Origin of the sequence: Arthrobacter sp. CC3, from assembly GCF_039907775.1 — a bacterium.
Taxonomy (GTDB): Bacteria; Actinomycetota; Actinomycetes; order Actinomycetales; family Micrococcaceae; genus Arthrobacter.
Window position 1 is genome coordinate 19,933 of record NZ_JARCCY010000035.1, and the last position, 23,289, is coordinate 43,221.

Annotated in this window: 23 protein-coding genes; 16 read left to right on the top strand and 7 right to left on the bottom strand. The window is 67.1% G+C overall.

The window, feature by feature from the left end; all coding sequences use genetic code 11:
• Positions 1-11: 11 nt before the first annotated feature.
• The gene (locus PV761_RS18160; RefSeq protein WP_028271104.1) at positions 12-692 is read right to left on the bottom strand and encodes an NAD(P)-binding domain-containing protein; all 681 of its coding nucleotides are present in this window, start codon (positions 690-692) and stop codon (positions 12-14) included.
• A 168-nt stretch (positions 693-860) separates the two neighbouring features.
• On the opposite strand from PV761_RS18160, the gene PV761_RS18165 reads away from it, so the two are divergent.
• The 4 genes from PV761_RS18165 to PV761_RS18180 all read left to right on the top strand — a co-directional run bounded on the left by PV761_RS18165 (position 861) and on the right by PV761_RS18180 (position 4,017).
• Positions 861-1,877, top strand: a complete 1,017-nt coding sequence (locus tag PV761_RS18165) for an aldo/keto reductase (protein ID WP_347898903.1) — start codon at positions 861-863, stop codon at positions 1,875-1,877.
• Positions 1,874-2,467, top strand: a complete 594-nt coding sequence (locus tag PV761_RS18170; protein ID WP_347898905.1) for a TetR family transcriptional regulator — start codon at positions 1,874-1,876, stop codon at positions 2,465-2,467. The genes PV761_RS18165 and PV761_RS18170 overlap by 4 nt, the downstream gene beginning before the upstream one ends.
• Positions 2,468-2,544: 77 nt before the next feature.
• Positions 2,545-3,156 (top strand): TetR/AcrR family transcriptional regulator, encoded by a 612-nt coding sequence (locus PV761_RS18175; RefSeq protein ID WP_347898907.1) that lies wholly within the window; start codon positions 2,545-2,547, stop codon positions 3,154-3,156.
• Positions 3,157-3,192: 36 nt separating this feature from the next.
• The gene (locus PV761_RS18180; RefSeq protein WP_347898909.1) at positions 3,193-4,017 is read left to right on the top strand and encodes a DUF1684 domain-containing protein; all 825 of its coding nucleotides are present in this window, start codon (positions 3,193-3,195) and stop codon (positions 4,015-4,017) included.
• An 11-nt stretch (positions 4,018-4,028) separates the two neighbouring features.
• On the opposite strand, the gene PV761_RS18185 is transcribed toward PV761_RS18180, so the two are convergent.
• Positions 4,029-5,261, bottom strand: coding sequence for an acyl-CoA dehydrogenase family protein (locus PV761_RS18185; protein WP_347898911.1), 1,233 nt, complete (start codon positions 5,259-5,261; stop codon positions 4,029-4,031).
• Positions 5,258-6,049: an SDR family NAD(P)-dependent oxidoreductase gene (locus PV761_RS18190; protein ID WP_347898913.1), complete on the bottom strand. Its 792-nt coding sequence runs from the start codon at positions 6,047-6,049 to the stop codon at positions 5,258-5,260. The genes PV761_RS18185 and PV761_RS18190 overlap by 4 nt, the downstream gene beginning before the upstream one ends.
• A 157-nt stretch (positions 6,050-6,206) precedes the next feature.
• Between PV761_RS18190 and PV761_RS18195 the strand changes: the two genes are divergently transcribed.
• From PV761_RS18195 to PV761_RS18210, 4 genes are all read left to right on the top strand, one after another.
• Positions 6,207-7,385, top strand: a complete 1,179-nt coding sequence (locus tag PV761_RS18195; protein ID WP_347898915.1) for a glycoside hydrolase family 76 protein — start codon at positions 6,207-6,209, stop codon at positions 7,383-7,385.
• A gap of 164 nt (positions 7,386-7,549) precedes the next feature.
• Positions 7,550-8,605: an iron ABC transporter substrate-binding protein gene (locus PV761_RS18200; RefSeq protein ID WP_347898917.1), complete on the top strand. Its 1,056-nt coding sequence runs from the start codon at positions 7,550-7,552 to the stop codon at positions 8,603-8,605.
• 4 nt (positions 8,606-8,609) lie between these two features.
• Positions 8,610-10,202, top strand: a complete 1,593-nt coding sequence (locus tag PV761_RS18205) for an iron ABC transporter permease (protein ID WP_347898919.1) — start codon at positions 8,610-8,612, stop codon at positions 10,200-10,202.
• Complete coding sequence (locus tag PV761_RS18210; RefSeq protein WP_347898921.1) at positions 10,199-11,389, top strand: ABC transporter ATP-binding protein; 1,191 nt, start codon at positions 10,199-10,201, stop codon at positions 11,387-11,389. The genes PV761_RS18205 and PV761_RS18210 overlap by 4 nt, the downstream gene beginning before the upstream one ends.
• Positions 11,390-11,395: 6 nt before the next feature.
• On the opposite strand, the gene PV761_RS18215 is transcribed toward PV761_RS18210, so the two are convergent.
• Positions 11,396-11,992, bottom strand: a complete 597-nt coding sequence (locus PV761_RS18215) for a YdeI/OmpD-associated family protein (RefSeq protein ID WP_028271115.1) — start codon at positions 11,990-11,992, stop codon at positions 11,396-11,398.
• A gap of 95 nt (positions 11,993-12,087) precedes the next feature.
• Between PV761_RS18215 and PV761_RS18220 the strand changes: the two genes are divergently transcribed.
• The 6 genes from PV761_RS18220 (at position 12,088) to PV761_RS18245 (ending at position 17,562) form a co-directional block, all read left to right on the top strand.
• Entirely contained in the window at positions 12,088-12,804 is a 717-nt protein-coding gene (locus PV761_RS18220) for a VOC family protein (protein WP_347898924.1), read from the top strand.
• A gap of 83 nt (positions 12,805-12,887) precedes the next feature.
• The gene (locus tag PV761_RS18225) at positions 12,888-13,427 is read left to right on the top strand and encodes an NUDIX hydrolase family protein (RefSeq protein WP_028271117.1); all 540 of its coding nucleotides are present in this window, start codon (positions 12,888-12,890) and stop codon (positions 13,425-13,427) included.
• Positions 13,428-13,536: 109 nt separating this feature from the next.
• Complete coding sequence (locus PV761_RS18230) at positions 13,537-14,610, top strand: DUF6707 family protein (RefSeq protein ID WP_347898926.1); 1,074 nt, start codon at positions 13,537-13,539, stop codon at positions 14,608-14,610.
• Positions 14,611-14,669: 59 nt separating this feature from the next.
• Entirely contained in the window at positions 14,670-15,395 is a 726-nt protein-coding gene (locus PV761_RS18235) for a hypothetical protein (RefSeq protein ID WP_028271119.1), read from the top strand.
• A 43-nt stretch (positions 15,396-15,438) separates the two neighbouring features.
• Complete coding sequence (gene tgt / locus PV761_RS18240; RefSeq protein ID WP_347898929.1) at positions 15,439-16,746, top strand: tRNA guanosine(34) transglycosylase Tgt; 1,308 nt, start codon at positions 15,439-15,441, stop codon at positions 16,744-16,746.
• Between the two features lie 66 nt (positions 16,747-16,812).
• Positions 16,813-17,562, top strand: coding sequence for a dienelactone hydrolase family protein (locus tag PV761_RS18245; protein ID WP_347898931.1), 750 nt, complete (start codon positions 16,813-16,815; stop codon positions 17,560-17,562).
• Between the two features lie 108 nt (positions 17,563-17,670).
• Here PV761_RS18245 and PV761_RS18250 read toward each other — a convergent pair whose 3' ends face one another.
• Entirely contained in the window at positions 17,671-18,393 is a 723-nt protein-coding gene (locus PV761_RS18250; RefSeq protein WP_347898933.1) for a queuosine precursor transporter, read from the bottom strand.
• Between the two features lie 254 nt (positions 18,394-18,647).
• Here PV761_RS18250 and PV761_RS18255 point away from each other — a divergent pair, with 254 nt between their 5' ends.
• Positions 18,648-19,490, top strand: coding sequence for a hydroxymethylpyrimidine/phosphomethylpyrimidine kinase (locus PV761_RS18255; RefSeq protein ID WP_347898935.1), 843 nt, complete (start codon positions 18,648-18,650; stop codon positions 19,488-19,490).
• 19 nt (positions 19,491-19,509) lie between these two features.
• On the opposite strand, the gene PV761_RS18260 is transcribed toward PV761_RS18255, so the two are convergent.
• Positions 19,510-20,784: a serpin family protein gene (locus PV761_RS18260; protein WP_347898937.1), complete on the bottom strand. Its 1,275-nt coding sequence runs from the start codon at positions 20,782-20,784 to the stop codon at positions 19,510-19,512.
• A gap of 218 nt (positions 20,785-21,002) precedes the next feature.
• Here PV761_RS18260 and PV761_RS18265 point away from each other — a divergent pair, with 218 nt between their 5' ends.
• Positions 21,003-21,368, top strand: coding sequence for a DUF1801 domain-containing protein (locus PV761_RS18265; RefSeq protein WP_347898939.1), 366 nt, complete (start codon positions 21,003-21,005; stop codon positions 21,366-21,368).
• A gap of 56 nt (positions 21,369-21,424) precedes the next feature.
• Here PV761_RS18265 and PV761_RS18270 read toward each other — a convergent pair whose 3' ends face one another.
• The gene (locus PV761_RS18270) at positions 21,425-23,173 is read right to left on the bottom strand and encodes a pyruvate dehydrogenase (protein WP_347898941.1); all 1,749 of its coding nucleotides are present in this window, start codon (positions 23,171-23,173) and stop codon (positions 21,425-21,427) included.
• Between the last annotated feature and the right edge of the window lie 116 nt (positions 23,174-23,289).

The window sequence follows — 23,289 nt, forward strand, 5'->3', positions numbered from 1 at the left end:
CCGCCCCTGACTCAGCGTGCGATCTTGAAATTGAAGTTTGCGGTACCCAGCGCCCCCCAGAGCCGGATCCAGACCGGCAGGAGCATTTCGGTGCCGCGTGCCGTAGTGATGTCGCCCAGGTCAATCACGTCCTGATGCCCAAGGCTCTTGAGGAGCGTGACCACTTCGTGCTTGGCGTCGGCATCGTTGCCCGAGACGAACACGGAATGGTCCCCTCCAGCCGCACGGCCGGGGTCAACCATCAGGCTCGCGTTCATCGTATTGAGGGTCTTGACCACTTTGGCGTCGGGGAACTTCCGCTGGATCTGCTCGCCCAGGCTGTCCGTGTTGACCGGGTTGAGCGTCGGCGGCATGCCATGGGAGAAATCCAGGGGATTCGAGATGTCCACGAGAATCTTGCCGGCAAGATTCTCCGCACCGGCGGCAGCAAGCGCAGCGAGGGAACTCGCGCCTTCAGTTGCGTTGACCACCAGCTCCGCCCCGGCGGCCACGTCTGCGTATGCAGCCAGGTGGACGTGGGGGTGCTCTTGGAGCCACGTGCTGAAGGGAGCCGCACCCATGGAGTCCGGCTCCGTGCGGGCCAGGGTCGCCTTCGGATCGCGGGTTCCGATGACGATTTCGTGGCCGAGGCCTGCCAGCGCTCCGGCCATGGTCCGGCCAACGGTCCCGGTTCCTAGTACAGCAATTTGCATGGCGTCCTCATCCTCTGGGCATTTGGGATCTCGGGGTAGACAGGTCCGTCTACCGCTGGGCCTGACGCTATCAGGCCCACCTGAGCACCGCAAGGGATCGACTGAAGGCACAGTGGTATTGGCTGACAATTATTGAAATCTGTCAGCTGATTGTTGTATTCTCGTTTTATGACCACTTCCATGCAGGCGTCCCGCCGCACCCTCGGCTCCGCAGGACCCGCCACCGCCCCCATCGGACTGGGCCTCATGGGCATGTCCGACCTCTACGGACCCGCGGACGACGCCGAGAGCGTCGCCACGATTCAGGCCGCCCTCGACGCAGGCGTCACCCTGCTGGATACGGGCGACTTCTATGGCATGGGGCACAACGAGCTCCTGCTGCGCGATGCCATCCGCGGCCGGAGCCGCGAAGACGTGCAGATCAGCGTCAAGTTCGGCGTCCTGCGGGACGCGCGCGGCGGCTGGAACGGCGTCGACACCCGGCCGGCAGCCATCAAGAACTTCCTCGCTTACTCGCTGCGCCGCCTCGGCACCGACTACATCGACATCTACCGGCCCGCCCGCCTCGATCCCGCCGTCCCCGTCGAAGAAACCATGGGCACGCTGGCCGAGCTCGTGAAACAGGGACTTATCCGCCACATCGGGCTTTCCGAGGTGGGATCTGAAACGCTGCGCCGCGCGCACGCCGTTCACCCGGTCTCAGACCTGCAGATCGAATACTCACTGATTTCCCGCGGCCTCGAAAAAGACATCCTGCCCGCAGCCCGTGAGCTGGGCGTCGGAATCACCGCCTACGGGGTCCTGTCCCGCGGCCTCGTCTCCGGTCACTGGCCCGCCCAGGCCGAGGGCAACCGCCGGGACTTCCGCGCCCACCTCCCCCGGTTCTCCGGCGAAAACCTGCAGCGCAACCTCGAGCTCGTGGAGCGGCTGCGCCTTATTGCCGACAGCAAGGATGCCACCGTGGCCCAGGTGGCCATCGCCTGGGTGCTCTCGCGCGGCGAGGACATCGTCCCCCTGGTGGGCGCCCGCCGCCGCGACCGGCTGGCCGAATCCCTCGGCGCCGCCGCACTGACCCTCTCCGGCCAGGATCTCGCCGACATCGAAGCAGCCGTTCCCGCGGACGCCGCAGCCGGCACCCGATACGACGCAGGCCAGATGGCCATGCTCGACAGCGAGCGGAAGTGAGCCCTGCCGCCGTCGTACTGACGGAAGAACGCATCCTGGACGCCGCCGAGGACGTCCTCCGCCGCTTCGGCCTGGCCAAGGCCACCGTGGTGGACGTTGCCAAGGTCCTCCGCGTGAGCCACGGCAGCGTCTACCGGCACTTCCCCACGAAAGTGGCCCTCCGGGACGCGGTGGCAAGGAGGTGGCTTGACCGGATCATCAAACCCCTGGATCCGTCGCTGGACACCGCCGGCCCGGCTGCCGAGCGCCTCCTTCGCTGGCTTCAGCGGCTCGCGGCCATCAAACAGGGCATGGCCCTGAAAGATCCTGAACTGTTCGCGACCTTCAGCCAGCTGACCGCAGAAGCCAGGGAAGTGGTGGCCGCCCACGTGGACCACCTCGCCGCGCAGCTGACGCAAATCATCGCGGACGGCATCGAAACCGGCGAGTTCGCCCGGACGGACGCGGTCACTGCCGGCCGCGCGGTCCTGTACGCCACCGCCCGCTTCCACCACCCGCTGCACGCCGCGGAGTGGGCGGATCCGGCGATCCACGACGATTTGACGGCGGTGTGGAAGCTGCTGGTGAACGGCCTGGGTACCCGCCCCTGACCTGGCCACCCGGCGTGACCTGCGCCCTGCCCCGGGCCACCCGGCGTGAGACAGACTTGTCTGTGTACCATTGGCGTATGACGACGCCAGCAGCCTCTGCACCGCAGGCTGCCCGAACTTCCGCCGGCCCCGCCAGGGAGAAGATCCTGGCCACCGCTTTCAGGCTGTTCTATGCGCACGGCCTGCGCGCCGCCGGCATTGACACCATCATCGCCGAGTCCGGGATCTCCAAGGCCACGTTCTACAAGTACTTTCCGGCGAAGGACGAACTGATCCTCGCCTACCTGGACAGGGTCGACGCCATCTGGACCGGCCAGCTCCACGCTGCCGCAGAGGCCGCTGGACCGGACCCGGCGGCGCAGCTCGTCGGGCTGTTCGATGCCCTCACCTCAGCCTGCCGCCGTGACGGCTACCGTGGCTGCGCCTTCATCAACGCTGCGGCCGAGTCGGCATCGGGGACTCCTGTTCACGAACGCACGGTTGCGCACAAGAGGGCTGTGCTGGCGTGGATGCAGGGGCTGGCTGCCGAGGCGGGCGCCGCGCGTCCGGACCGGCTCGCACGGAGCCTCTCGTTGATCCTCGACGGCGGCCTGGCCAGCGGCGTGCTGGACGGTGACCCGGAGGCCGCCGAGACGGCCCGGGATGCCGCCTCCCGCCTGATAGCTGCAAGCTTGGGCACCGCGGAGTAAGGTTGCCGCGACGCCCGCGCCCGCTTTGGAGGAACAATGACCACTGCCCCTGACGCCCTCGTGGAACGCTGGAACCGGTTCCGCGCCAACCGCAACAAGGCTCTGGCCGGCGACTACGGCTGGTTGACGCTCACGTCGTTCCAGTGGCTGGAAAGCCAGCCCGCCGCCGTCGACCTCGTCCCGGGGCTCTGGTCAACGGACGGCACGACGGCGTTCCTCACCGCCGCGGCGGCGGACGGACTGACGCTGGTGGACTCCGGGCAGCCGGTGGACGGCACTATTTCCGCCGTGCTGGCGGACGAGGAGTCGCTGATGTGGGTGCAGTTCGGCGGCGACGACGGCAAGCAGGTGGTGGTGGAACTGGCCATGCGGGCGGACAAGTACGCCATCCGCACCAGGGATTCGATGTCGCCGGTGTTTACCGAGTTCGACGGCGTGCCCACCTTTGAGTACCGCCCCGATCTGGTGGTCGAAGCACGTTTCCGCCCCTATCCGGAGCCCGTGGACGTCCCGATCGGCACCGCGAATCCGCTGGTGGACGGCGTGCACCGGACCGTGGGCGAACTGGTGTTCCGGCTGCCCGGCAAGGACCACGAGTTCCACCTGCAGGCCGAAGAAGAGAAGCTCGGCGCCCTGACCGTCACGTTCCACGATGAAACCAACGGGGACTCAACGGACGACTGGCGCAAGGTGTCCACTGCCAGACCCCGCCCGGACGGCTCGGTGGTCCTCGACTTCAACCGCGCCATCAACTACCCGAGCGCCTTCACGCCCTTCGGGACCTGCCCCATGCCGGTGAAGAACAACAGCCTGGACTACCGGATCGAAGCCGGCGAGAAGGACCCGATGATCGCCGACTGACCGGGAGGCACCTAGACGATCGCGGAGACCCCGGTGACGGCGCGTCCCACGATCAGCGTGTTGATCTCGAACGACCCCTCATAGGTGTAAATGGCCTCGGCGTCGGCGAAGATCTTGGCCATCCGGAAATCGGACACAATCCCGTTGCCGCCCAGGATGGACCGTCCCATGGCCACGGTTTCGCGCATCCGGGCGCTCGTGTAGGACTTCGCCAACGCCACCTGCGCCATGTCCGCCTTGCCTTCCTGCTGCAGCTGGGCGATCCGGACCATCATGCCCATGCTGGCCACGGCGTTTCCCAGCATGGTCACCAGCTGCTGCTGGATCAGCTGGAATTTGGCCAGCGGGCGGCCGAACTGCCGGCGTTCGACGGCGTGCTGCCGGGCAACGTCGAACGCCGCCAGCTGCTGGCCCACCGCCTGCCATGCCACCATGATCCGGGAGCCGCGGAGCAGTTCGTTGGTGTCCTCGAAGCTTCCGATGCCGGCAAAGCGGTCTGCCTCCGCAACCCGCACATCCCGGAAAACGATGTCCGCGTTCTGCACCGTGCGCAGGGCGATCTTGTTCTCGATCCGGCTTCGGCTCACCCCGGGCAGCGCCGCGTCCACGATGAATCCCCGGATGGCGCCGTCGGCTTCGTCCCGCGCCCAGACCAGCATGTAGTCGCAGAACGTCCCGTTGCCGATCCAGCGTTTGGCTCCGTTGAGGATCCAGACGTCCCCGCCGCCGTCGGCAGCTCCCGTCGAGCCGGACACGCGGCGGGCCCGAGTTTCCATTCCGCCGGCCACGTCGGAGCCGTGCTCCGGCTCGGTCAGCGCGAAGGCGCCGGTGGTGCGGAGGTTGGCGGCGTCGTCGAGCAGGCGGGCTTTCTGCTCGTCGGAGCCGAATCCGTACAGCGACTCCACGAAGAGGTCATGGTGCACCAGGAAGAACGTGGCAATGGAGGTGTCCACCCGGGTGATCTCGGCAATCACCAGGCCCGCGAACAGGTGGCTGTAGCCGCGCTGGGCCGGTGCGCTCAGTTCCAGGGCGGCCAGTTTGGGCAGGAGGTGGGCTGGAAATTCAGCGTTGTTCCACCACTCTGTGGCGAACGGCGCGATCTCGACAGCCAGGAAGTCCCGCAACTCCTGCAGTTTCAGCCGTTCCCGTTCGCTGAGCAGCGATTCGAAGCCGAAGAAGTCGGCCGTAGGCAGTGAATCCAGAGCGTTCGCAGCCGGCACCCCCGGCATGGCTGCCGGCATCATTTCGGCCCCATCCGGATGGCGCCGTCGAGGCGGATGGTCTCACCGTTGAGCATGGCGTTGTCCACGATGTGCGCGGCCAGGCTGGCGTATTCGGCCGGCCGGCCCAGCCGGGACGGATGCGGGACCTGCTTTCCCAGCGAATCCTGGGCCTCCTGCGGCAGCCCGGCCATCATGGGCGTCTCGAAGATGCCCGGCGCGATGGTGACCACGCGGATCAGGGAGCGGGCCAGCTCGCGGGCGATCGGCAGGGTCATCGCCGCCACTGCCCCCTTCGAAGCCGCGTAGGCGGGCTGGCCGATCTGGCCGTCGAATGCGGCCACGGAGGCGGTGTTGATGATGACGCCGCGCTCCGGTCCGCCAAGTTCGGTCGAGACGGGCTCGGTGGCGGCCATGGCAGCGGCCGCCAGGCGGATCACGTTGAAGGTGCCCACCAGGTTGATCTGGATGACGCGGCTGAAAGTGTCCAGCGGCAGCACGCCGTCGCGGCCCAGGACCTTCCCCGGTGTGGCGATGCCCGCGCAGTTCACCACAATCCGCAGCGGCCCCAGCGCAACGGCGGCGTCGACGGCGGCCTGCACCTGGTCCTCGCTGGTGACGTCGGCCGGAACAAAAACAGCCGTTCCGGCCCCGCCGAGGCCGTTCAGCTCGGCTGCAAACTCCATGCCCCGCGAGGACGCCAGGTCCACCAGCACCACCGAGGCTCCGGCGTCGAACAGGCGCCGTGCCGTTGCGGCGCCCAGCCCGGAGGCCCCGCCCGTAATGAGCGCGACAGTACCTTTGATGTCCATGCATCCTCCTTGATGTGGAACCGGAACCCCGGCGTAACGCTAGTTAATGAATGTTAACTGGAATGGGACCAAACCGCACACCCGGCCGCCGCCCCGGACGCGCCCCGCGCGGTCATCCCGCCTGCGCACCGATCGGACTCCGGGCTAGGCTGGCACCATGATCTCCCCGGACGACGCCACCACCGCGGACTGGTCTGCCCGCGCCGACGAGGCCGCCCGGTCCGTGACCAGGATGTTCGGGCAACGGCTGTTCTTCCTGCCCGGAACGCATATCGCGGCCATTGAACGCCCCTCCGGCGGGCTGAAGAACCTGAGGCGTCCCTGGCACTACTGGTGGCAGGCCCACTACGTGGACTGCCTGGTGGATGCAGGACGCCGGGAGCTGGCGAAAGGCGCGCGGTTCGACGGCGGGAGCCGGCCCAGCGCCGGACGGCTGGCCTCCCGGCTGGTCACCGGCATCCGGCTGCGCAACTTCCTGACCGTGGTCAACAACTACTACGACGACATGGCCTGGCTCGCCCTATCCACCCTCCGGCTGGCGAAGCTCGCCGAACAGACGCGGAAGCCCGGCGCCCGCCGCCACGCCCGGATCCGGAAAAGCCTCACGCTGCAGTTCGATTCCGCGTCCACGGATGACCTGGGCGGCGGCACCTTCTGGAGCACCAAGCGGGACTTCAAGAACACCCCTGCCACGGCGCCGGTGGCGCTCTACTACGCCCGCACCGGGAACACGGCCAAGGCGCAGGCCTTGGTGGACTGGCTTCACGCCAAACTGTTCGACCCCGCCCAGGGCATGTACCAGGACGGCCTGCGGATCGGCCCCGGCGGTGCGGTGGTGCTGGAAGCCGCCATCTACACGTACAACCAGGGACCCGTGCTGGGGGCGCTGCTGGAGCTCGGCGGCCAGCCGAACCTTGACAGGGCGGCCAGCCTGGTGGACGCCGTGTCCCGCAACCTGACCCGCCCCGCCCTCCTGGCCTCCGGCAAGACCGCCGCCGTGCTCCGCTGTGACGGAACGGGCGACGGCGGCCTGTTCACCGGGATCCTGGCGCGGTACCTTGCGCTGGGGGCAGTGGACGGACGGCTGTCCGACCGGACGAGGGCCACCGCGGCAGCCCTGGTCATCGAAACCGCGCAGGCGCTCTGGGAGGGGCGCCGCGCGGTGGGACCCGGGGAGCCGCTGGCACGCCACGGTGCGCACCTCGTGTTCCCGGTGTTTCCCGAGACGCCGGCGAGCGGCTCCTATCCGGCCGGTGCCGCCGTCGAACTTTCCACCCAGCTGCAGGCCTGGATGATTCTGGAAGCCGCAGCCGCGGTATGGGCCATCCAGAATTAAGTCACGTAAAAGTTCCGTAATTGATGTGATCCTGATCACTTAAGGCCGCTTCGACTTGGTCTCTTAGGTTTGGCTAACCTACAGTTTTTGGCAGTGAGCATGCCCTAACTTCCCCCTCACGCGGACTCCGGTCCACCAAGACTTTTTTCCAGAAAGAAGCCCCCATGAAGATCCGCACCAACGCGCTGGCGGGAATCGCACTCGCCGCCACCGCAGCCCTCGGCCTGGCCGCCTGCGGCTCCGGAAGCTCCACCCCCGCCGCCAGCACTGCGGCAGCGGATGGCAAGGCTGCCGGCGAAATCACCGTCTACAACGCCCAGCACGAAAGCCTCACCAAGGAATGGATCGACGCTTTCACGGCGGAGACCGGCGTCAAGGTCACCCTGCGCCAAGGCTCGGACACGGAAATGTCCAACCAGATCATCCAGGAAGGCGCAGCCTCCCCGGCCGACGTGTTCCTGACGGAAAACTCACCCGCAATGGCGCAGGTCGAGAACGCCGGACTGTTCGCTGACGTGGACAAGGCCACCATCGACCAGGTGCCTGCCGACTTCCGCCCCTCCACCGGCAAATGGACCGGCATTGCCGCGCGCTCCACGGTCCTGGTCTACGACAAGGCCAAGCTGAGCGAAGACAAGCTGCCCAAGTCCATGCTGGACCTGGCCAAGCCGGAGTGGAAGGGCAAGTGGGCCGCTTCTCCGTCCGGCGCTGACTTCAACGCGATCGTGTCGGCACTTCTTGAGCTCAAGGGCGAAGCCGCCGCCGAGGAATGGCTCAAGGGCATGAAGGAAAACTTCAAGGCGTACAAGGGCAACAGCACTGCCATGAAGGCTGTCAATGCCGGCGAAGTCGATGCCGCCCTGATCTATCACTACTACTACTACGGCGACCAGGCCAAGACCGGCGAGAACTCCAAGAACGTCACGCCGTACTACTTCAAGAACCAGGACCCGGGCGCCTTCGTCTCCGTGTCCGGCGGCGGCGTGCTGAAGTCCTCCAAGAACGCGGCGGCGGCCCAGTCCTTCCTGAAGTTCATCACCGGCAAGAAGGGCCAGGAGGTCCTGCAGAAGGGCACTTCCTTCGAGTACGCCATTGCCTCCGATGTCCCGGCCAACGACAAGCTGGTTCCGCTGACGGAACTGCAGGCGCCCACCGTTGACCCGGCCAAGCTCAATTCCGAAAAGGCTACCGAGCTGATGACCAAGGCAGGACTCCTGTAAATCAGTGCCAACTGACCTAGCGGCACCGGACACTTCCGGAAGCACGACGACGGCGGGCAGGGGCAAGCGCCCCCGCCCGCCTTTCGGCGTTTCCGCAGTATCCGTCATCGCCGTCCTCATTGCCCTGTTTTCACTGATCCCGCTGGGGTACGTCATCGTGATGACGGCCGCCACGGGGTGGGACACCGCCGTCGCGCTCATCTTCCGGGAGCGCGTCGGGGAGCTACTCCTCAACACCGTGCTGCTGATGGCCATCACCGTGCCGCTCTGCGTGGTCCTGGGCGTGGGCGGAGCCTGGCTGGTGGAACGCACCACGCTGCGCGGCCACAAATGGTGGGCCGTCCTGCTGGCCGCGCCGCTGGCCATCCCGGCCTTCGTCAACAGCTATGCCTGGGTTTCCGCCGTGCCGTCCCTAGGCGGGCTCTGGTCCGGCGTCCTGATCGCCACGTTGTCCTACTTCCCGCTGGTGTATATCCCGGCCGCGGCCACACTGAGCCGGCTTGACCCCGCGATCGAGCAGTCCGCGGCGTCGCTGGGCCTGGGCGCGTGGCGCACCTTCTTCCGGGTGGTCCTCCCCCAGCTCCGCATCGCCATGACCGGCGGGGCGCTGCTGGTCTCGCTGCACCTGCTGGCCGAATACGGCGCATTCGCGATGATCCGCTTCGACACCTTCACTACCGCGATCATGGTGCAGTACCAGTCCACGTTCAACGGCACCGCCGGGAACATGCTGGCCAGCGTCCTGGTGTTCTTCTGCCTGATCCTGCTCCTGGTTGAGGTGCGAAGCCGCGGCACCGCACGCTACGCCCGGGTGGGTTCGGGCGCACAGGCCAGGGCGCTGCGCCTGCCGCTGCACGCCTACCAGGTTCCGGCGCAGCTCTTCCTGACCGGCCTCACCGCCCTGGCGTTCGGCCTTCCGCTGATGTTCGTGCTGCGCTGGATCTTCGCCGGCGGGGCAGACATCTGGGTGGCAGACGAATTCCTTCCCGCCCTGCTGCAGACCATGGGCTACGGCCTGACCGGTGCCCTGGCAACCACCGTGGTGGCCTTCCCCATGGCCTACCTGGCCGTGCGGCACCCCAGCTGGTTCAGCAAGGCGCTGGAATTGTCCAACTACATCACCAGTTCCATGCCGGGCATCGTGGTGGGCCTGGCCTTCGTGACCGTCAGCATCAGGGTCGCGCCCGGCTTCTACCAGACCACGGTGCTGCTGATTGCGGCCTATGTACTGCTGTTCCTGCCGCGGGCACTGGTGAACATCCGGGCCGGGCTGGCCCAGGCGCCCAAGGAACTCGACGAAGCCGCCCAGGCGCTGGGCAAGCCGCCGCTGGTGTCCTTCATCCGCGTCACGCTGCGGCTCACCGCGCCTGCCGCGGCGGGCGGCGCGGCGCTTGTCTTCCTGGCCATCGTCAACGAACTCACCGCCACCCTGTTGCTTTCGCCCAGCGGCACCCGCACCCTTGCCACCGAATTCTGGAGCAAGAGCAGCGAGATCGACTACGCCGGCGCGGCGCCGTATGCGCTGTTGATGATCCTCATCTCCGCCCCCATGACCTACCTCCTTTTCCAGCAGTCCAAGAAAGTGGCCGGACAGTGACCGATTCCTACACTTCCCGCGATGCCCCCTCCAGGCTTCCGGAACCGCGGATCGCCGCGTCCGTGGCGCCCAGCACCAACAGCCACCTGGAGATCGAGGCCGTCACCAAGAACTTCGGTTCCCAGGCGGTCCTCAAGGGCGTCAACCTGTCCGTGGCCAAGGGCGGAACCACCGCGATCGTTGGCCCTTCCGGCTCCGGCAAGACCACCCTGCTGCGGCTGATCGCAGGCTTCGAGCATCCGGATACCGGCAGCATTTCGCTCAACGGCACCAAGGTGGCCGGCGAGGGCTTCTGGGTGCCGGCGCACAAACGCCACGTCGGCTACGTCGCCCAGGACGGCGCCCTGTTCCCGCACCTCACCGTTGGCCAGAACGTCTCCTTCGGCCTCAGCGCCAGCCACCTGTCCGGCGGGCGCCGCGAGATCGCGGCCCGGGTGGGCGAGCTCCTGGAGATGGTCTCCCTCGATCCGTCCATGGCCAAGCGCCGGCCGCACCAGCTTTCCGGCGGTCAGCAGCAGCGCGTTGCCCTGGCCCGTGCCCTGGCCCGCGAGCCGGAGCTGATGCTCCTGGACGAGCCCTTCTCCGCACTGGACGCCGGGCTCCGCGTGGCCACCCGCCGCGCCGTGGCCAAGGTCCTCAGCGAAGCCGGGGTGACCACCATCCTTGTCACGCACGACCAGGCCGAGGCGCTCTCCTTCGCGGACCAGGTAGCCGTGATGCGCGGCGGCAGGCTGGCCCAGATCGGCAACCCCTTCGTGGTCTACACCCGCCCCGCGGACCGGGCAACGGCGGAGTTCCTGGGCGACGCCGTCATCCTGGACGCCTGGATGGAAGGTTCCCTGGCCACGTGTTCGCTGGGCGGCATCCCGGTCCGCAGGCCCCCGGCGCAGGGCCGCGTGCAGCTCATGCTGCGGCCCGAGCAGATCCGCATCGCGGAGGACGGCCCCATCCGCGGCGTGGTGGTTGACACGGACTACTTCGGCCCGGAAACCACGGTCCGCCTGAAACTGGCCGTGCCGCCGGAACTGGCCGACGGCGCCATCCCGGACCACCGTTTCCCGGGCGGCGGCGAAGTGATCACCATCCGGCACTGGAACGCCTCCATCGCGCGGCCGGGCATGGAGCTCTGCCTGCGCGTGGTGGGCGAAGCCGTGGCCTTCCCGATGGACGAGGACGCCACCGCCTGAGGCCTGCTACTCCGCGGGGCGCTTCTTCTGCGGGTACGGGGTTTCGCCGCGCGCCAGCATCTCCACGAATCCGGCGATCTTCCGTTCCCGGGTGGCAGCCTGCTTGACCGAGTTGGTGCGGTAAATCAGGGCGAAGCGGTTCACCGACGTCAGCACATCGAACATGGCCTGCGCCCGCGGTTCGGCGGCGATGGCAGCTGCCAGGTCCGCAGGGACTTCGGCGGAAGCCGCTCCGGAATAGGCCGACTCCCAGCGTCCGTCCGCTTTGGCGGCCTCGACGACGGCCCGGCCGGCCGCGGTCATCCTGCCTGCTGCTTCGAGTTTTTCGATCCGGTCCACGTTCCGCGCCGACCATACGCTCTTGGGGCCCCGGCGCGTCATCCGCTGGAAGGAGCTGTCGTCGTCGCGCCTTTTGCCCTGGCCGTCGATCCATCCGAAGCACAGCGCCTCCTGCAGGGCGGCCTCGTAGTCCAGCTCTGTGGTGTTGCCGCCCTTCTTGTGCAGCACCAGCCAGACCCCCGGACTGGTGGCGTGGTGCTGTTCCAGCCAGCTGCGCCACTCGGCGGCGTCCTTCACCAGCAGTTCTTCAAGTTCGATGGCCATGGCACCATTCTGCTACCCGGGATTCCTTAATCAAGGCGTGGCATCATGGCAGTGTCGCCGTCGACGCCACCGCAAAGCCAGCCCAGGAGTGTCACATGCTGCGTGTCCGTCCCGTCCATTTCACGTCCCGTCCTGACCGGTGGGAGCAGCTCCTCACGCAGCTGGGAATGGTGAAGACCGTCGATGACGGTCCCTGGAAAGAGTACGACTCCGGTTCGGGCCGCCTGGCGCTGCACGCCGCCGAAGCCGGTTCCGCCGAGGACGGCACGACGGCGTTCGGCGTCGAAGTGGGCGACCTCGCCGAATTCGCCCGGCGGACCAACGCGGCCTCCGTGGAGGACGGGAACATGCCGGCCGAGCTGGTCGACGCGGACCACGGGGGCTCCTGCCGGATCACCGGCGAGGACGGTTTCAGCTTCTTCGCGGACAAAGCCGCCCACGGCGCCCAGTGCGCGGACGCCGATCCGGGACTCGCCGTCGTCGAAGTCTGGTTCACGCCGGACGCAACGGCCGCGGCGCAGACCCTGCGGAACATGGGCGCGCGGCTCCGGCCGGTGCCGGATGACGACGAAACGGCGGATTTCACCGCCAAGAACGGCGGCGTGCTGATGGTGCGCCCCTCCAGCGGCGCTCCGCGGACCGGGCTGGGATTCGAGTACACGGGCGAGCTTTCGGTGCTGCGGGACCGGCTGGACGCAGCGGGCACCAAAGTGACCATGACGGAAGAGGCCTTCGGCCGGACCCTGCATGTGGCCAACCCCGACGCCGCAGGCGGGGACGTTCCTGCGCTTTGGGTTTCTTCGCGGCACTGACGGGGGCGTGGTTGCGGGGCCAGCATTCGGGACGCGTGAAGGTCCGGCGCGGGGTTCGGGCAGGGATGGGGTAGAACTTAAGCATGAACGTGCGCACTCCTGACCCGAATCCCGGCTGGCTGTCCGATGAGGACCTCTTCGAAGCCCGGGGCCGGCTTCCCATGGTTTATGTGGAAGCCGTACCCGTCCGCCTTGATCCCCTCGGGTTCGTGAACGAAGTGGGCACGCTGCTGCAGGCCGACGAGGACGGCACCATGGTCCGCTCCCTCGTGTCCGGCCGCGTCCTCTACCGCGAGACCATCCGGGCCGCCCTGCTCCGCCACATGGAGAAGGACCTCGGCCCGCTGGCGTTCCCGCAGCTGCCCATCAGCCCGGTGCCGTTTACCGTGGCCGAGTACTTCCCGGCGCCGTCCCACACGGGCTTCACGGACGACCGCCAGCATGCTGTTTCGCTGGCCTACATCATCCCGGTCACGGGCGAATGCGAACCCCGCCAGGACGCCCTTGAGCTCACGTGGATGACCCCGGAAGAGGTCCTGAGCCCGGACGTGCAGCTGGAATTCAGCGGCGGCCGCGGCGCGCTGGTCCGGCAGGCTCTCGCCTTCGCGGGCGTAGGCAGCTAAGTTCCCCGGGCTTCACCGGGGACGCTCGAAGGAACCCGGGCGTCCCCGATTTTCGGCATGCTCCTTTGTAGACTGTAGGGCGGACCGCAAGAGAACTTAAGGACTCCCGATGACCCACCGCCCAGCCGCCCAGCACTACAGCGAGCTCAAGGCTGGCTCTCTGCAGACCGGCCACCTGCTGCTCCTCCCCGACGGCGAACGGTCCGCCGAAATCCAGAGCGTCCTCGTCGAGGAAGACGATTTCGGCACACCGGCTGTGGTCCTGGCAACGCTCACCGGCGGCGGGATCCTGCGCATCGCCGCCGGGTCCACGGTTCTCGTGGCGGGCTCCGGCACGGGCTCTGAGGCAGATTCCACCGGGACTCCCGGGCTTAGCGGCGGTCCCGAACAAACAGCAGTTTCCGAAGAGTCCGACGCCGCCGCCTCCCTTCAGCTCGTTGAGTCCCCCGCCGCCGGGGCAGAGTCTGCCGGGGAGGGCGCCGCCCCGGCGACTCCCGCCGTCGTCGTTCCTCCCCTCCCGGCCACCACCCCGGCCGCAGCGGCCGTCCCGGCCGGCCCGAGCGAGGAAGAGCTGGCGCTGATCCCGGCGCCGTCGGGAACGCCCGAGTCGGTGGTGGAGGCAGCCGCGGCCGCCCATCCGGACGCGCTCGGCGTGATGCTACTCAGCGACCGCCTGGCCAAGGGCATCAACACCAAGTCCGGCAGCTGCCTCAAGGACCTCAACGACCTCGCCCACGAACTGTTCGTCGCCCTCAAGGACGCCGAGAACGCCCTGGCCGTTGCGGACCTCCTCAACGTCCTGCCCTTCGATGGCAATCCGGGCCGGTGGACGTCGGTCGAGGCGGCGCTTTCCCTGTCCAGCTACATCTGCCGGCAGACCGGGCAGGAGGACCGTGCCGACGTGTACGAAAAGCTCCTCCGGGCCCCCGAAGCGATGGAAACAGACCCGTTCAAAGCCCGGATGAACGCCAAGGTCCGCCAGCGCTCGCTGAACGAGCCCAACCTGTATGACAAGGAAATCTTCCGGGCCATCGACAATTCCAACCCGGACGCCGAACGCGAATGGCGGCTGCTGCGGCTTGAGGCCCTGATGTTCCTGCGGGCGCACGGCGGCTCCGAAACGATCGGGCTCAAGGAACTGGAGCGCCGGATCGGCAACGAACTGGAGTCCGTGCGGGCCTGAGGCCGTGCGCCACCCGTTAGGCCCTACCCCGCGGGCTCCGGGAGTTGTAGATTCACCCCATGACGAACAATCTGAGCGTTGTGATTAATTCCGATGCGCAGCAGGTTTGGACAATGCTGCGTGAACCGGCCAAGGTGGCCCAGTGGCACGGCTGGGAGGCCGACGACCTTGCCGCCGAAATCAACGAAATCTACTTCAAGGACACCGTGGTCGAAGGCCCGGACCACACCAGCCTGACCGTGGACGGCGGGGACGAGTTCAACCTGAAACCCGTTCCCAGCGGCACCGAAGTCAGCGTGACACGGGCCGCCCTGGACCACAATTCGGAGTGGGCCGCCTGGGACGAGGACATCACCCAAAGCTGGCTGACGTTCCTCCAGCAGCTCCGGTTCGCATTGGAACACCACCCGCACGGTAAACGCCGCACTGCCTTCTTTTCCGTTCCGGGCGGGGACGGCTCCGCGATCGACAAGCTCGGCCTGGCAGATCTTCCCAAACGGGGTGAGCCGTACTCGCTGACGCTTCCAACCGGCGAGGAGATCTCCGGCAAGGTCTGGTACCGGACGAACCACCAGGTGGGCCTCACGGTCCACAGCTACGCCGAGCACGGCGACGGCCTGCTGATTGTGGCCGACCAGCCGCCCATTGCCGAGGTAAGGCCCGACGGCGGGTCGATGGTGATCATCTCAACCTACGACCTGGGGGCGCACCGGCTGGAGGAAATCCGCACCGGCTGGGACAACTGGCGGGCTGAGAACTATCCCACATCGGACCCCGTGCACTGACCGCCGGCTAAGTTTCCGGGAGCCAAGCTGGCACACTTGAACCGTGCCAGCCAATACTGAACCTTCACTCTCGCCTCTCGAGCCCGGTGCCGCAGCCCTGCAGTCCGAGTTTTCCTTCACCGTGGGCAAACGGCTGAGTGAAACCTGCTCTCCGACGCCGGAGCAGGTAGCCGCCAACGGCGGTAGCTTCCTGGGCAGGACCGGCACCATCAGCACCCCGCACGGCGAGATCCAGACTCCCGCCTTCATCGCCGTCGGCACCAAGGCCACGGTGAAATCCGTGCTGCCCGAGTCCGTCGCCGAGCTTGGTGCGCAGGCGGTCCTGGCCAACGCGTACCATCTTTACCTCCAGCCCGGGGCGGACATCCTGGACGAGGCCGGCGGGCTGGGCGCCTTCATGAACTGGCGCGGGCCCACCTTCACCGATTCCGGCGGGTTCCAGGTAATGAGCCTTGGCTCCGGGTTCAAGAAGGTCATCGACATGAAGTCTGTTGACTCCTCCGGCCCGGAAGACGCCGTGGCACCTGGCAAGGAGCGGCTGGCCCACGTGGACGAGGACGGCGTCTGGTTCAAATCGCACCTGAACGGGGACCGGCACCGCTTTTCGCCGGAGATTTCGATGCGTGTGCAGCACCAGATCGGTGCGGACATCATGTTCGCCTTCGACGAGCTGACCACGCTGCAGAACTCCCGCGGCTACCAGGAGGAGTCGCTGGAACGCACCCGCCGCTGGGCCGAACGCTGCATCACCGAGCACTTCCGGCTGACGTCCGAGCGCACCGGCAAGCCGTACCAGGCGCTGTTCGGCGTGATCCAGGGTGCCCAGTACGAGGACCTGCGCCGCAAGGCCTGCCGGGACCTCGGCGCCATGAACTTCGACGGCTTCGGCATCGGCGGTGCACTGGAGAAGGAGAACCTCGGCACGATCGTGCGCTGGTGCAATGAGGAACTGCCGGAGGACAAGCCGCGGCACCTGCTGGGCATCTCCGAGCCGGACGACATCTTCACCGCCATCGAGAACGGCGCGGACACCTTCGATTGCGTCTCCCCCACCCGGGTGGCCCGCAACTCGGCCTTCTACCACCCCGACGGCCGGTTCAACCTGTCCGGGGCCAAATACAAGCGCGACTTCGGTCCGCTGCAGGAAGGCTGCGACTGCTACGCCTGCCTGAACTACTCCCGGGCCTACATCCACCACCTGTTCAAGGCCAAGGAGATGGTCTCGGCCACCCTGATCTCGATCCACAACGAACGCTTTGTGGTGAAGATGGTCGACGACGCCCGGCTCGCCATCGAAGCCGGCAACTTCTTCGACTTCAAGGCCGAGACTTTGGGGCGCTACTACGCCTGAGCCGCGCCGCCGGGCGCCGTCGTCGAAAAGGCGCCTCCCGCCGTCGTCCTCCGATATCCTGACCGGATGCTCATCGAGATCCCGGCCGCAGAAGGCGTTGCCGAAGCCGTCGTCGCCCGCCCGTCCACCGGCGCGGGTCCGTTCCCGGGCGTCCTGCTCTACATGGACGCCTTCGGCCTGCGCCCCCGGATCCACGACATGGCGCAGCGAATCGCCGACTGGGGCTACATTGTCCTGGCCCCGAACGTCTTCTACCGCGAAGGAACGGCAGAGGAGTTGGCGCCGGAAACGGACATGACCACTCCGGCCGGCCGCGAAGCCGCAGGCGCGGCCGCGTTCCCGCGGGTGGGCCGGCTTACTACGGACAAAGCGCTGCCGGACATCGATGCCTGGGTGGATGCGCTGAGGAAGCTGGACGGCGTAGCGCCCGGGCCGATCGGCACCGTCGGCTACTGCATGGGCGCACGCCTTGCCGTGCGCACGGCAACCTCCCACGGTGAAGCGGTTGCAGCCTGCGCCGGCTTCCACGGCGGCGGCCTGGCGAGCGAGGCTCCCGACAGCCCTCATCTCGGACTCGGCAACGCCCGGGCCCGGTTCGTGTTCGGCCACGCGGATCACGATCGGAGCATGAATCCCGACGCCGTTGGCCGCCTGGGCCAGGCTCTTAGCGCCGCCGGGCTCGAGGCTGCCAACGAGATCTACGCGGGCGCACCGCACGGCTATTCGATGGCGGACACCTCGGCCTTTCATGCGGAGGCCACGGAGCGGCACTTCCGCGAGCTTCGCAACCTCCTCGACGGGACGCTCCAGGGCTGACGTTCCGCGGGCAGCCCCATCGATTGCTCCGTACCCGCCCTTTTGAAGGCTCAAAACGGCCGTTACGGAGCAATGGATGCGGCTACAAGGTACGACGCCGGGCGGCAGCTACGCGACGTTCGTCACCGAGGCCGTCGGGGCGCCGTAGCTGGGTTCGCGCTTCTTGATCCAGCCGATGGCCAGGGCGGTCACGGGCACAAAGAGGAACTCCACCAGGGTCTTGTAAAGGAAGCCCACCAGCACGTAGTTCACGAACGTGCCAAAGCCCGTGATGCCGATGACGGACGCGGCGATGCTGCAGAAGATGAGCGTGTCCACGAACTCACCGGCCACCGACGAGCCCATGATGCGCGCCCACAGCGACTTCTCGCCGGTGCGCGCCTTCATCCGGACCAGGATCCAGGAGTTGATGGTCTGCCCGGCGAAGAATGCGAGCAGCGAGGCCAGCACAATCTGCGGAACCGGCCCCAGCGCCCCTTCGAGGGCGGCCTGCTTGGAGGCACCGAACTCGTCGTCGAACCCGGGCAGCGCGATGATCACCCAGTAGCAGAGGGAGGCGAACACGGACAGGGCAAACGTGGTGATGATGGCCTTGCGTGCCACCTTGAACCCGTAGACCTCGCTGATGACGTCGCCCAGGATGTAGGCCAGCGGGAAGAGGAAGAATCCGCCGTCGGTGATGATCGGACCGATCGCCACGCCTTTGGATGCCCCGATATTGGACAGGATCAGCACCACGGCCATGCAGGCCAGCATGATGCCGAAATAGGGGGAACCGATCGAAGCGAATTTCGGCGCCGCGGAGGCCGGGAAAGTCTTGGCGGAGGTCATGGGTGATCCATTCGGAGTGGTTCGCTCGGCTGCACGGCAAGTCGCGGTGATGAACCGCGGCGGCGGCCGGCTGTATTAGCACTGGGAGACGGCCCCCGCGAAGTGCTTCCGCCGGAACCGTCTCCCATTCTCGCACCAATACAACCCCGCTGGCGGAACGCATGCTTCGGGCAGGCGGGCCCTGCCCGAAGCATGCGTTCACATTGGTCATCCGCACAATGCGGCCCGTTCGGCGGCGGTGGCAGTATGGGTGGATGACTTCTGCAGCTGTTGACACGTTCCCCGCCGTTGCCCTGACCATTGCCGGCTCCGAGGCGACCGGCGGCGCAGGCGCACAGGCCGATCTGAAGACCTTCCAGGAACTTGGCGTCTTCGGCATCGCCAACCTGACCTGCATCGTCTCCTTCAACCCGAACGACAACTGGAACCACCGTTTCGTCCCGGTAGACCAGCAGGTCATCGCGGATCAGTTGGAGGCGACGACGGCGGCCTACGGTGCCGCTTCCGGCGCACCGTCCGTGCTGGACACCGTGAAGATCGGCATGCTGGGCAGCCCTGCCACCATTTCGACCGTGGCCTCCGCCATGGCCGACGGCGGGTTCACCAACGTGGTGCTGGATCCCGTGCTGATCTGCAAGGGGCAGGAGCCGGGCCACGCACTGGACACGGACCAGGCACTCAAGGCGCAAATCCTGCCGCTGGCCACTTTCGTCACGCCCAACCATTTCGAGGCGGAGTCGCTGTCCGGGCTGGAGATCACCGATGTCGAGTCCCTCAAGGCCGCGGCCGTCCGTATCCATGAGCTGAGCGGCGCGGCGGTGCTGGCCAAGGGCGGCGTGCGCCTGGCCGGGCCCGACGCCGTCGACGTCTACTACGACGGCGACACCCTGGAAATCCTCTCCGCCCCCAAGGTGGGCGAAGTGGCCGTGTCCGGTGCCGGGTGTTCCCTCGCTGCCGCAGTGGCGGCCGAACTGGCCAAGGGCGCGACCCCGCTCGAGGCTGCGCGCACGGCCAAGGCCTTCGTCACCGCCGGAATCCGCAACCGCGTGGCCTCAGGCGCACCGTTCGACGCCCTCTGGCAGGGCGGCCCGCGCTAACCCCCGCCGGGCCGTGGTGTTAGGAGCGGGGGTCGGCCACCCGTCCCATGAAGAGCGGCAGCCCGGTTTCCACGTGCACGATCTGGTAGTGGAACGGCCGGTCGAAGGTGATGGTCCGTTCAGGCTCCGGCGGCGCACTGGTGACAGCTCCGTTGATCTGCGTGACCGCCGCGGCGACGGTGCCCTTTTCGGCAACAGTGATGTTGGCAGCCTGCGCGGCCTGGGTGATCATCATCCTGGGCTGGATGTTGTTGAAGTCCTCGGTGGTGTTGAGCGTCTTCTGCAGTCCGAGCGACTCAAACACTTTCCTCAGGTCGAAGCTGCACTTGTGGTCCCAGCGCGGCAGCTGGATCTGCACGGTCTCCAACGGGGCGCTGTCCAACGCGTCCGCGATGTCGGTGAGTGCTGCAGCACCCAATGCGGCGTCCGCGCCGGCCTCCGGCAGAACCAGACGCATGACAAAGCCGTCGGCATACGGAAGGTCCACGCCCTGCCACCCGGTCCCTTCCGCATACTTCATTTTCAGCTCGTTGTGCATTGCCGGTGCTTCGATTTCCTCGCCGGCGGCCGTGGTGAAGGGCAGATCCGAGGTGTCATTCGGGTCGAACGGCGCGCTCCAGGCGGACGCGAAGTACAGGGAGTTGAGCAGGCTGAACGTGTTGTCCCGGTCGTATTTTGCCGGGGCTTGCTTGATCCGGCCGCCGGTGTTCCTGTTGACCCAGGCATCGATGGCGGGCTTCGTTGCGCCCTCGTCCTTGAAGTCCACGGGGTACACCCCGGTTCCGTAGTGCCGGGCCAGTGTGTCCAGGAACGGCTTACCAGTGGGGACGTCCTTGTCCACAAACAGGCCATTGGCGGCGTGCATCACGGGCTTTCGCGGCGGGTTCTCCTCGTCCACCGCTCCCGGATCGCCGTCGAACTTCTCCAGTGATGCGAGCAGCGCGTTCATCGCCTCGTCGCGGTTCTCGGTGGGGAGTTTCAGGACAGCATCCATCTCCGCGGCCGTACCGCCCCTAGCACCGGCTCGAAGCATGGCCAGGGCTATCAGCAGGCTCCCGGGCGAGGACACCACGTTCCCTTGGGCGCCGTCGCCGCCGTCGGCCAGCAGGGCTTCGCCGAGCCCGAAAGCGGAGGTGCGGAAGGAGCGCAGTTCAGCGGCGTACGCCGCGCCGTCCACCGCAACCCGCTGCACGCCGTCGGCCTTCAGGATCTCCGGAGACGACGACGCCGAGCACGCGGTGAGCGCCACCAGCGCACCTGCCGTCGCGAGCCTGGCCAAACGGAACGTTTTCATGTTTCCCCCTTGGAAATGCCATGCCGGCACTCGGCGGGAATCCGCCTGTCCCCTTCAGTCAACCAGCCTGCCCGCTGCAGCACGATGCCCGTAGGGTCACGGTTTGCCGTCGTTTTGGTCTCGCCCGGGGAACCCTCTCTCCATTGCTGCAACGTTTCGGGAAACGCTCACGCACGGACAGCCGCGGCGTATCCTCAAGACACGTCGAAGGAGCACGGATGGTACAGAGGTTTACAAGCGTCGAGGAGTACATCACGTCCTTCCCGGCCGACGTGCAGGACATCCTCCGGGAAGTCCGGCGCCGGTGCAGGGCCGCCGTGCCGGACTCCGGCGAGATGATGAGCTACGGCATTCCCACGGTCACACTGAACGGAAAGTACGTGGTGTATTTTGCCGGCTGGGCGCACCACATTTCCGTGTATCCGGTGCCGTCAGGCGATCCCGCTTTCCAGGCTGACATCGACCCGTACCGCTCGGCCAAGGGAACGTTGAAATTCCCGCTGGGCAAGCCGGTTCCTTACGAACTCATCGAAAAAACCGCGGCGCTGCTTGCGGCGGAGCGCCGCGGTTCTCCACCCACATAGCGAGCGGACGACGGCGGCCGCCCGTCGTCGTCGTCGTCGTCGTTGTCGTCAGAAAACTACCGCCGCGGGATGTTGCGCAGGTTGCTCCTGGCCATGCTCACGGCCTCGCCGGCGCCCCGGTTCAGGACCACCTTCGACATGGCGGTCGCGAAGCCGAGGACCTGCGAACCCGTGATTTTCGGCGGGATCGACAGTGCCTTCGGATCCGTGATGAGCTCCACCAGCGACGGCCCCGGGTGGGCGAAAGCCTCCCGGTAAGCGCCCTCGATCCGGGCAGGATCCGTGACCCGGACCGCGTGGAAGCCGAGCGCTCGGGCGACGGCCGCGTAATCGGCGTCGGGCACGTCCACGCCAAAATCAGGCAGCCCGTCCACCAGCATCTCCAGTTTGACCATGCCCAGTGTTGAGTTGTTGAAGACCACCACGTTCACGGGGAGCCGGTGCGCGGCAACGGTGATCAGTTCGCCAAGCAGCATGGACAGCCCGCCGTCTCCGGACACCGAAATGACCTGGCGGCCGGGATAGGCCAGCTGGGCGCCGATCGCGTGCGGCAGGGCGTTGGCCATGGAGCCGTGCAGGTACGACCCGATCAGCCTGCGCGTGCCCAGCGGATTGATGTACCGGGCAGTCCAGACGTTGCACATGCCCGTATCCGCGGTGAAAACGGCATCCTCCGCGGCTACCTGGTCCAACAGCGATGCGGCGTACTCCGGATGGATCGGCTGCTTCTTTTCCACCTTGCGGGTGTAGGCGCCCACTGCCTTGTTCATAAGCCGGTCATGCTTCTTGAGCATCTGGTCAAGGAACCGGCGGCTCTTCTTCGCTGCGACCAGCGGCTTCAACGCGGCGAGCGTGGGCAGCACGTCGCCATGGACGGCGATGTCGACGTCGGTCCGCCTCCCCAGCTTGTGCGCGGCGCGGTCCACCTGGGCCGTGCGGGTGCCGGGAAGGAACTGATCGTACGGAAAATCCGTGCCGAGCAGGATCAGCAGGTCGGCGTCCTCGATGCCCTCGGCCGCGGCGCCGTAGCCGAGCAGCCCGGTCATGCCGATGTCGTACGGGTTGTCGTACTGCATGAAGTCCTTGCCCCGCAGCGAGTGGCCGATCGGGGCGCCGATCACTTCGGCGAGCGCCACCACCTCGTCGTGGGCACCCTGCGTTCCCGCACCGGCGAAAATGGCGACTTTGTTGGCAGCGTTGATCGCGTCAGCCAGCTCCCGGACGCTCGCAGCGTCCGGAGTCAGCGTGGCGCGCCGGAACGTTGCGGGCAGCGGCGTTTCGCCGGTGGCTTCCAGTCCGGCGATGTCGCCGGGAAGCGTAACGACGGCGACTCCCCCGAGCCCGACGGCGTGCTGGATGGCGCTGTGCATGACCCGGGGCGCCTGTTCTGCCGTGCTGATCAGCTCCGAGTACACCGAGCACTCGTTGAAGAGCCGGTCCGGATGGGTTTCCTGGAAGAATCCGCTGCCGATCTGCTTGCTCGGAATGTGCGAGGCGATCGCCAGGACGGGTGCCCCTGAGCGGTTCGCGTCGTACAGGCCGTTGATCAGGTGCAGGTTGCCGGGGCCGCAGGATCCCGCGCAGACGGCCAGCTTTCCGGTCAGCTGGGCTTCGGCGGCGGCGGCGAAAGCAGCTGCCTCTTCGTGGCGGACGTGGATCCAGTCGATGCCGCCCTGCTGTGAGCCGCCGGTTTTTCGGACCGCATCGACTATCGGGTTGAGGCTGTCGCCCACGATCCCGTAGATGCGCTGCACTCCGGCAGCCTGGAGTTGTTCAACGAGCTGGGTGGCGAGTTCCTTGGCCATGAGTGCACACTCCCGCGATCGGGTCCGATGAGCTGACAGGGCCAATATAGTCCGCCCACCTTGGCGCCGTTCCCAGGTTTTGGACGGGAACGACGACGGCGGCCCCCGCCCCGGGG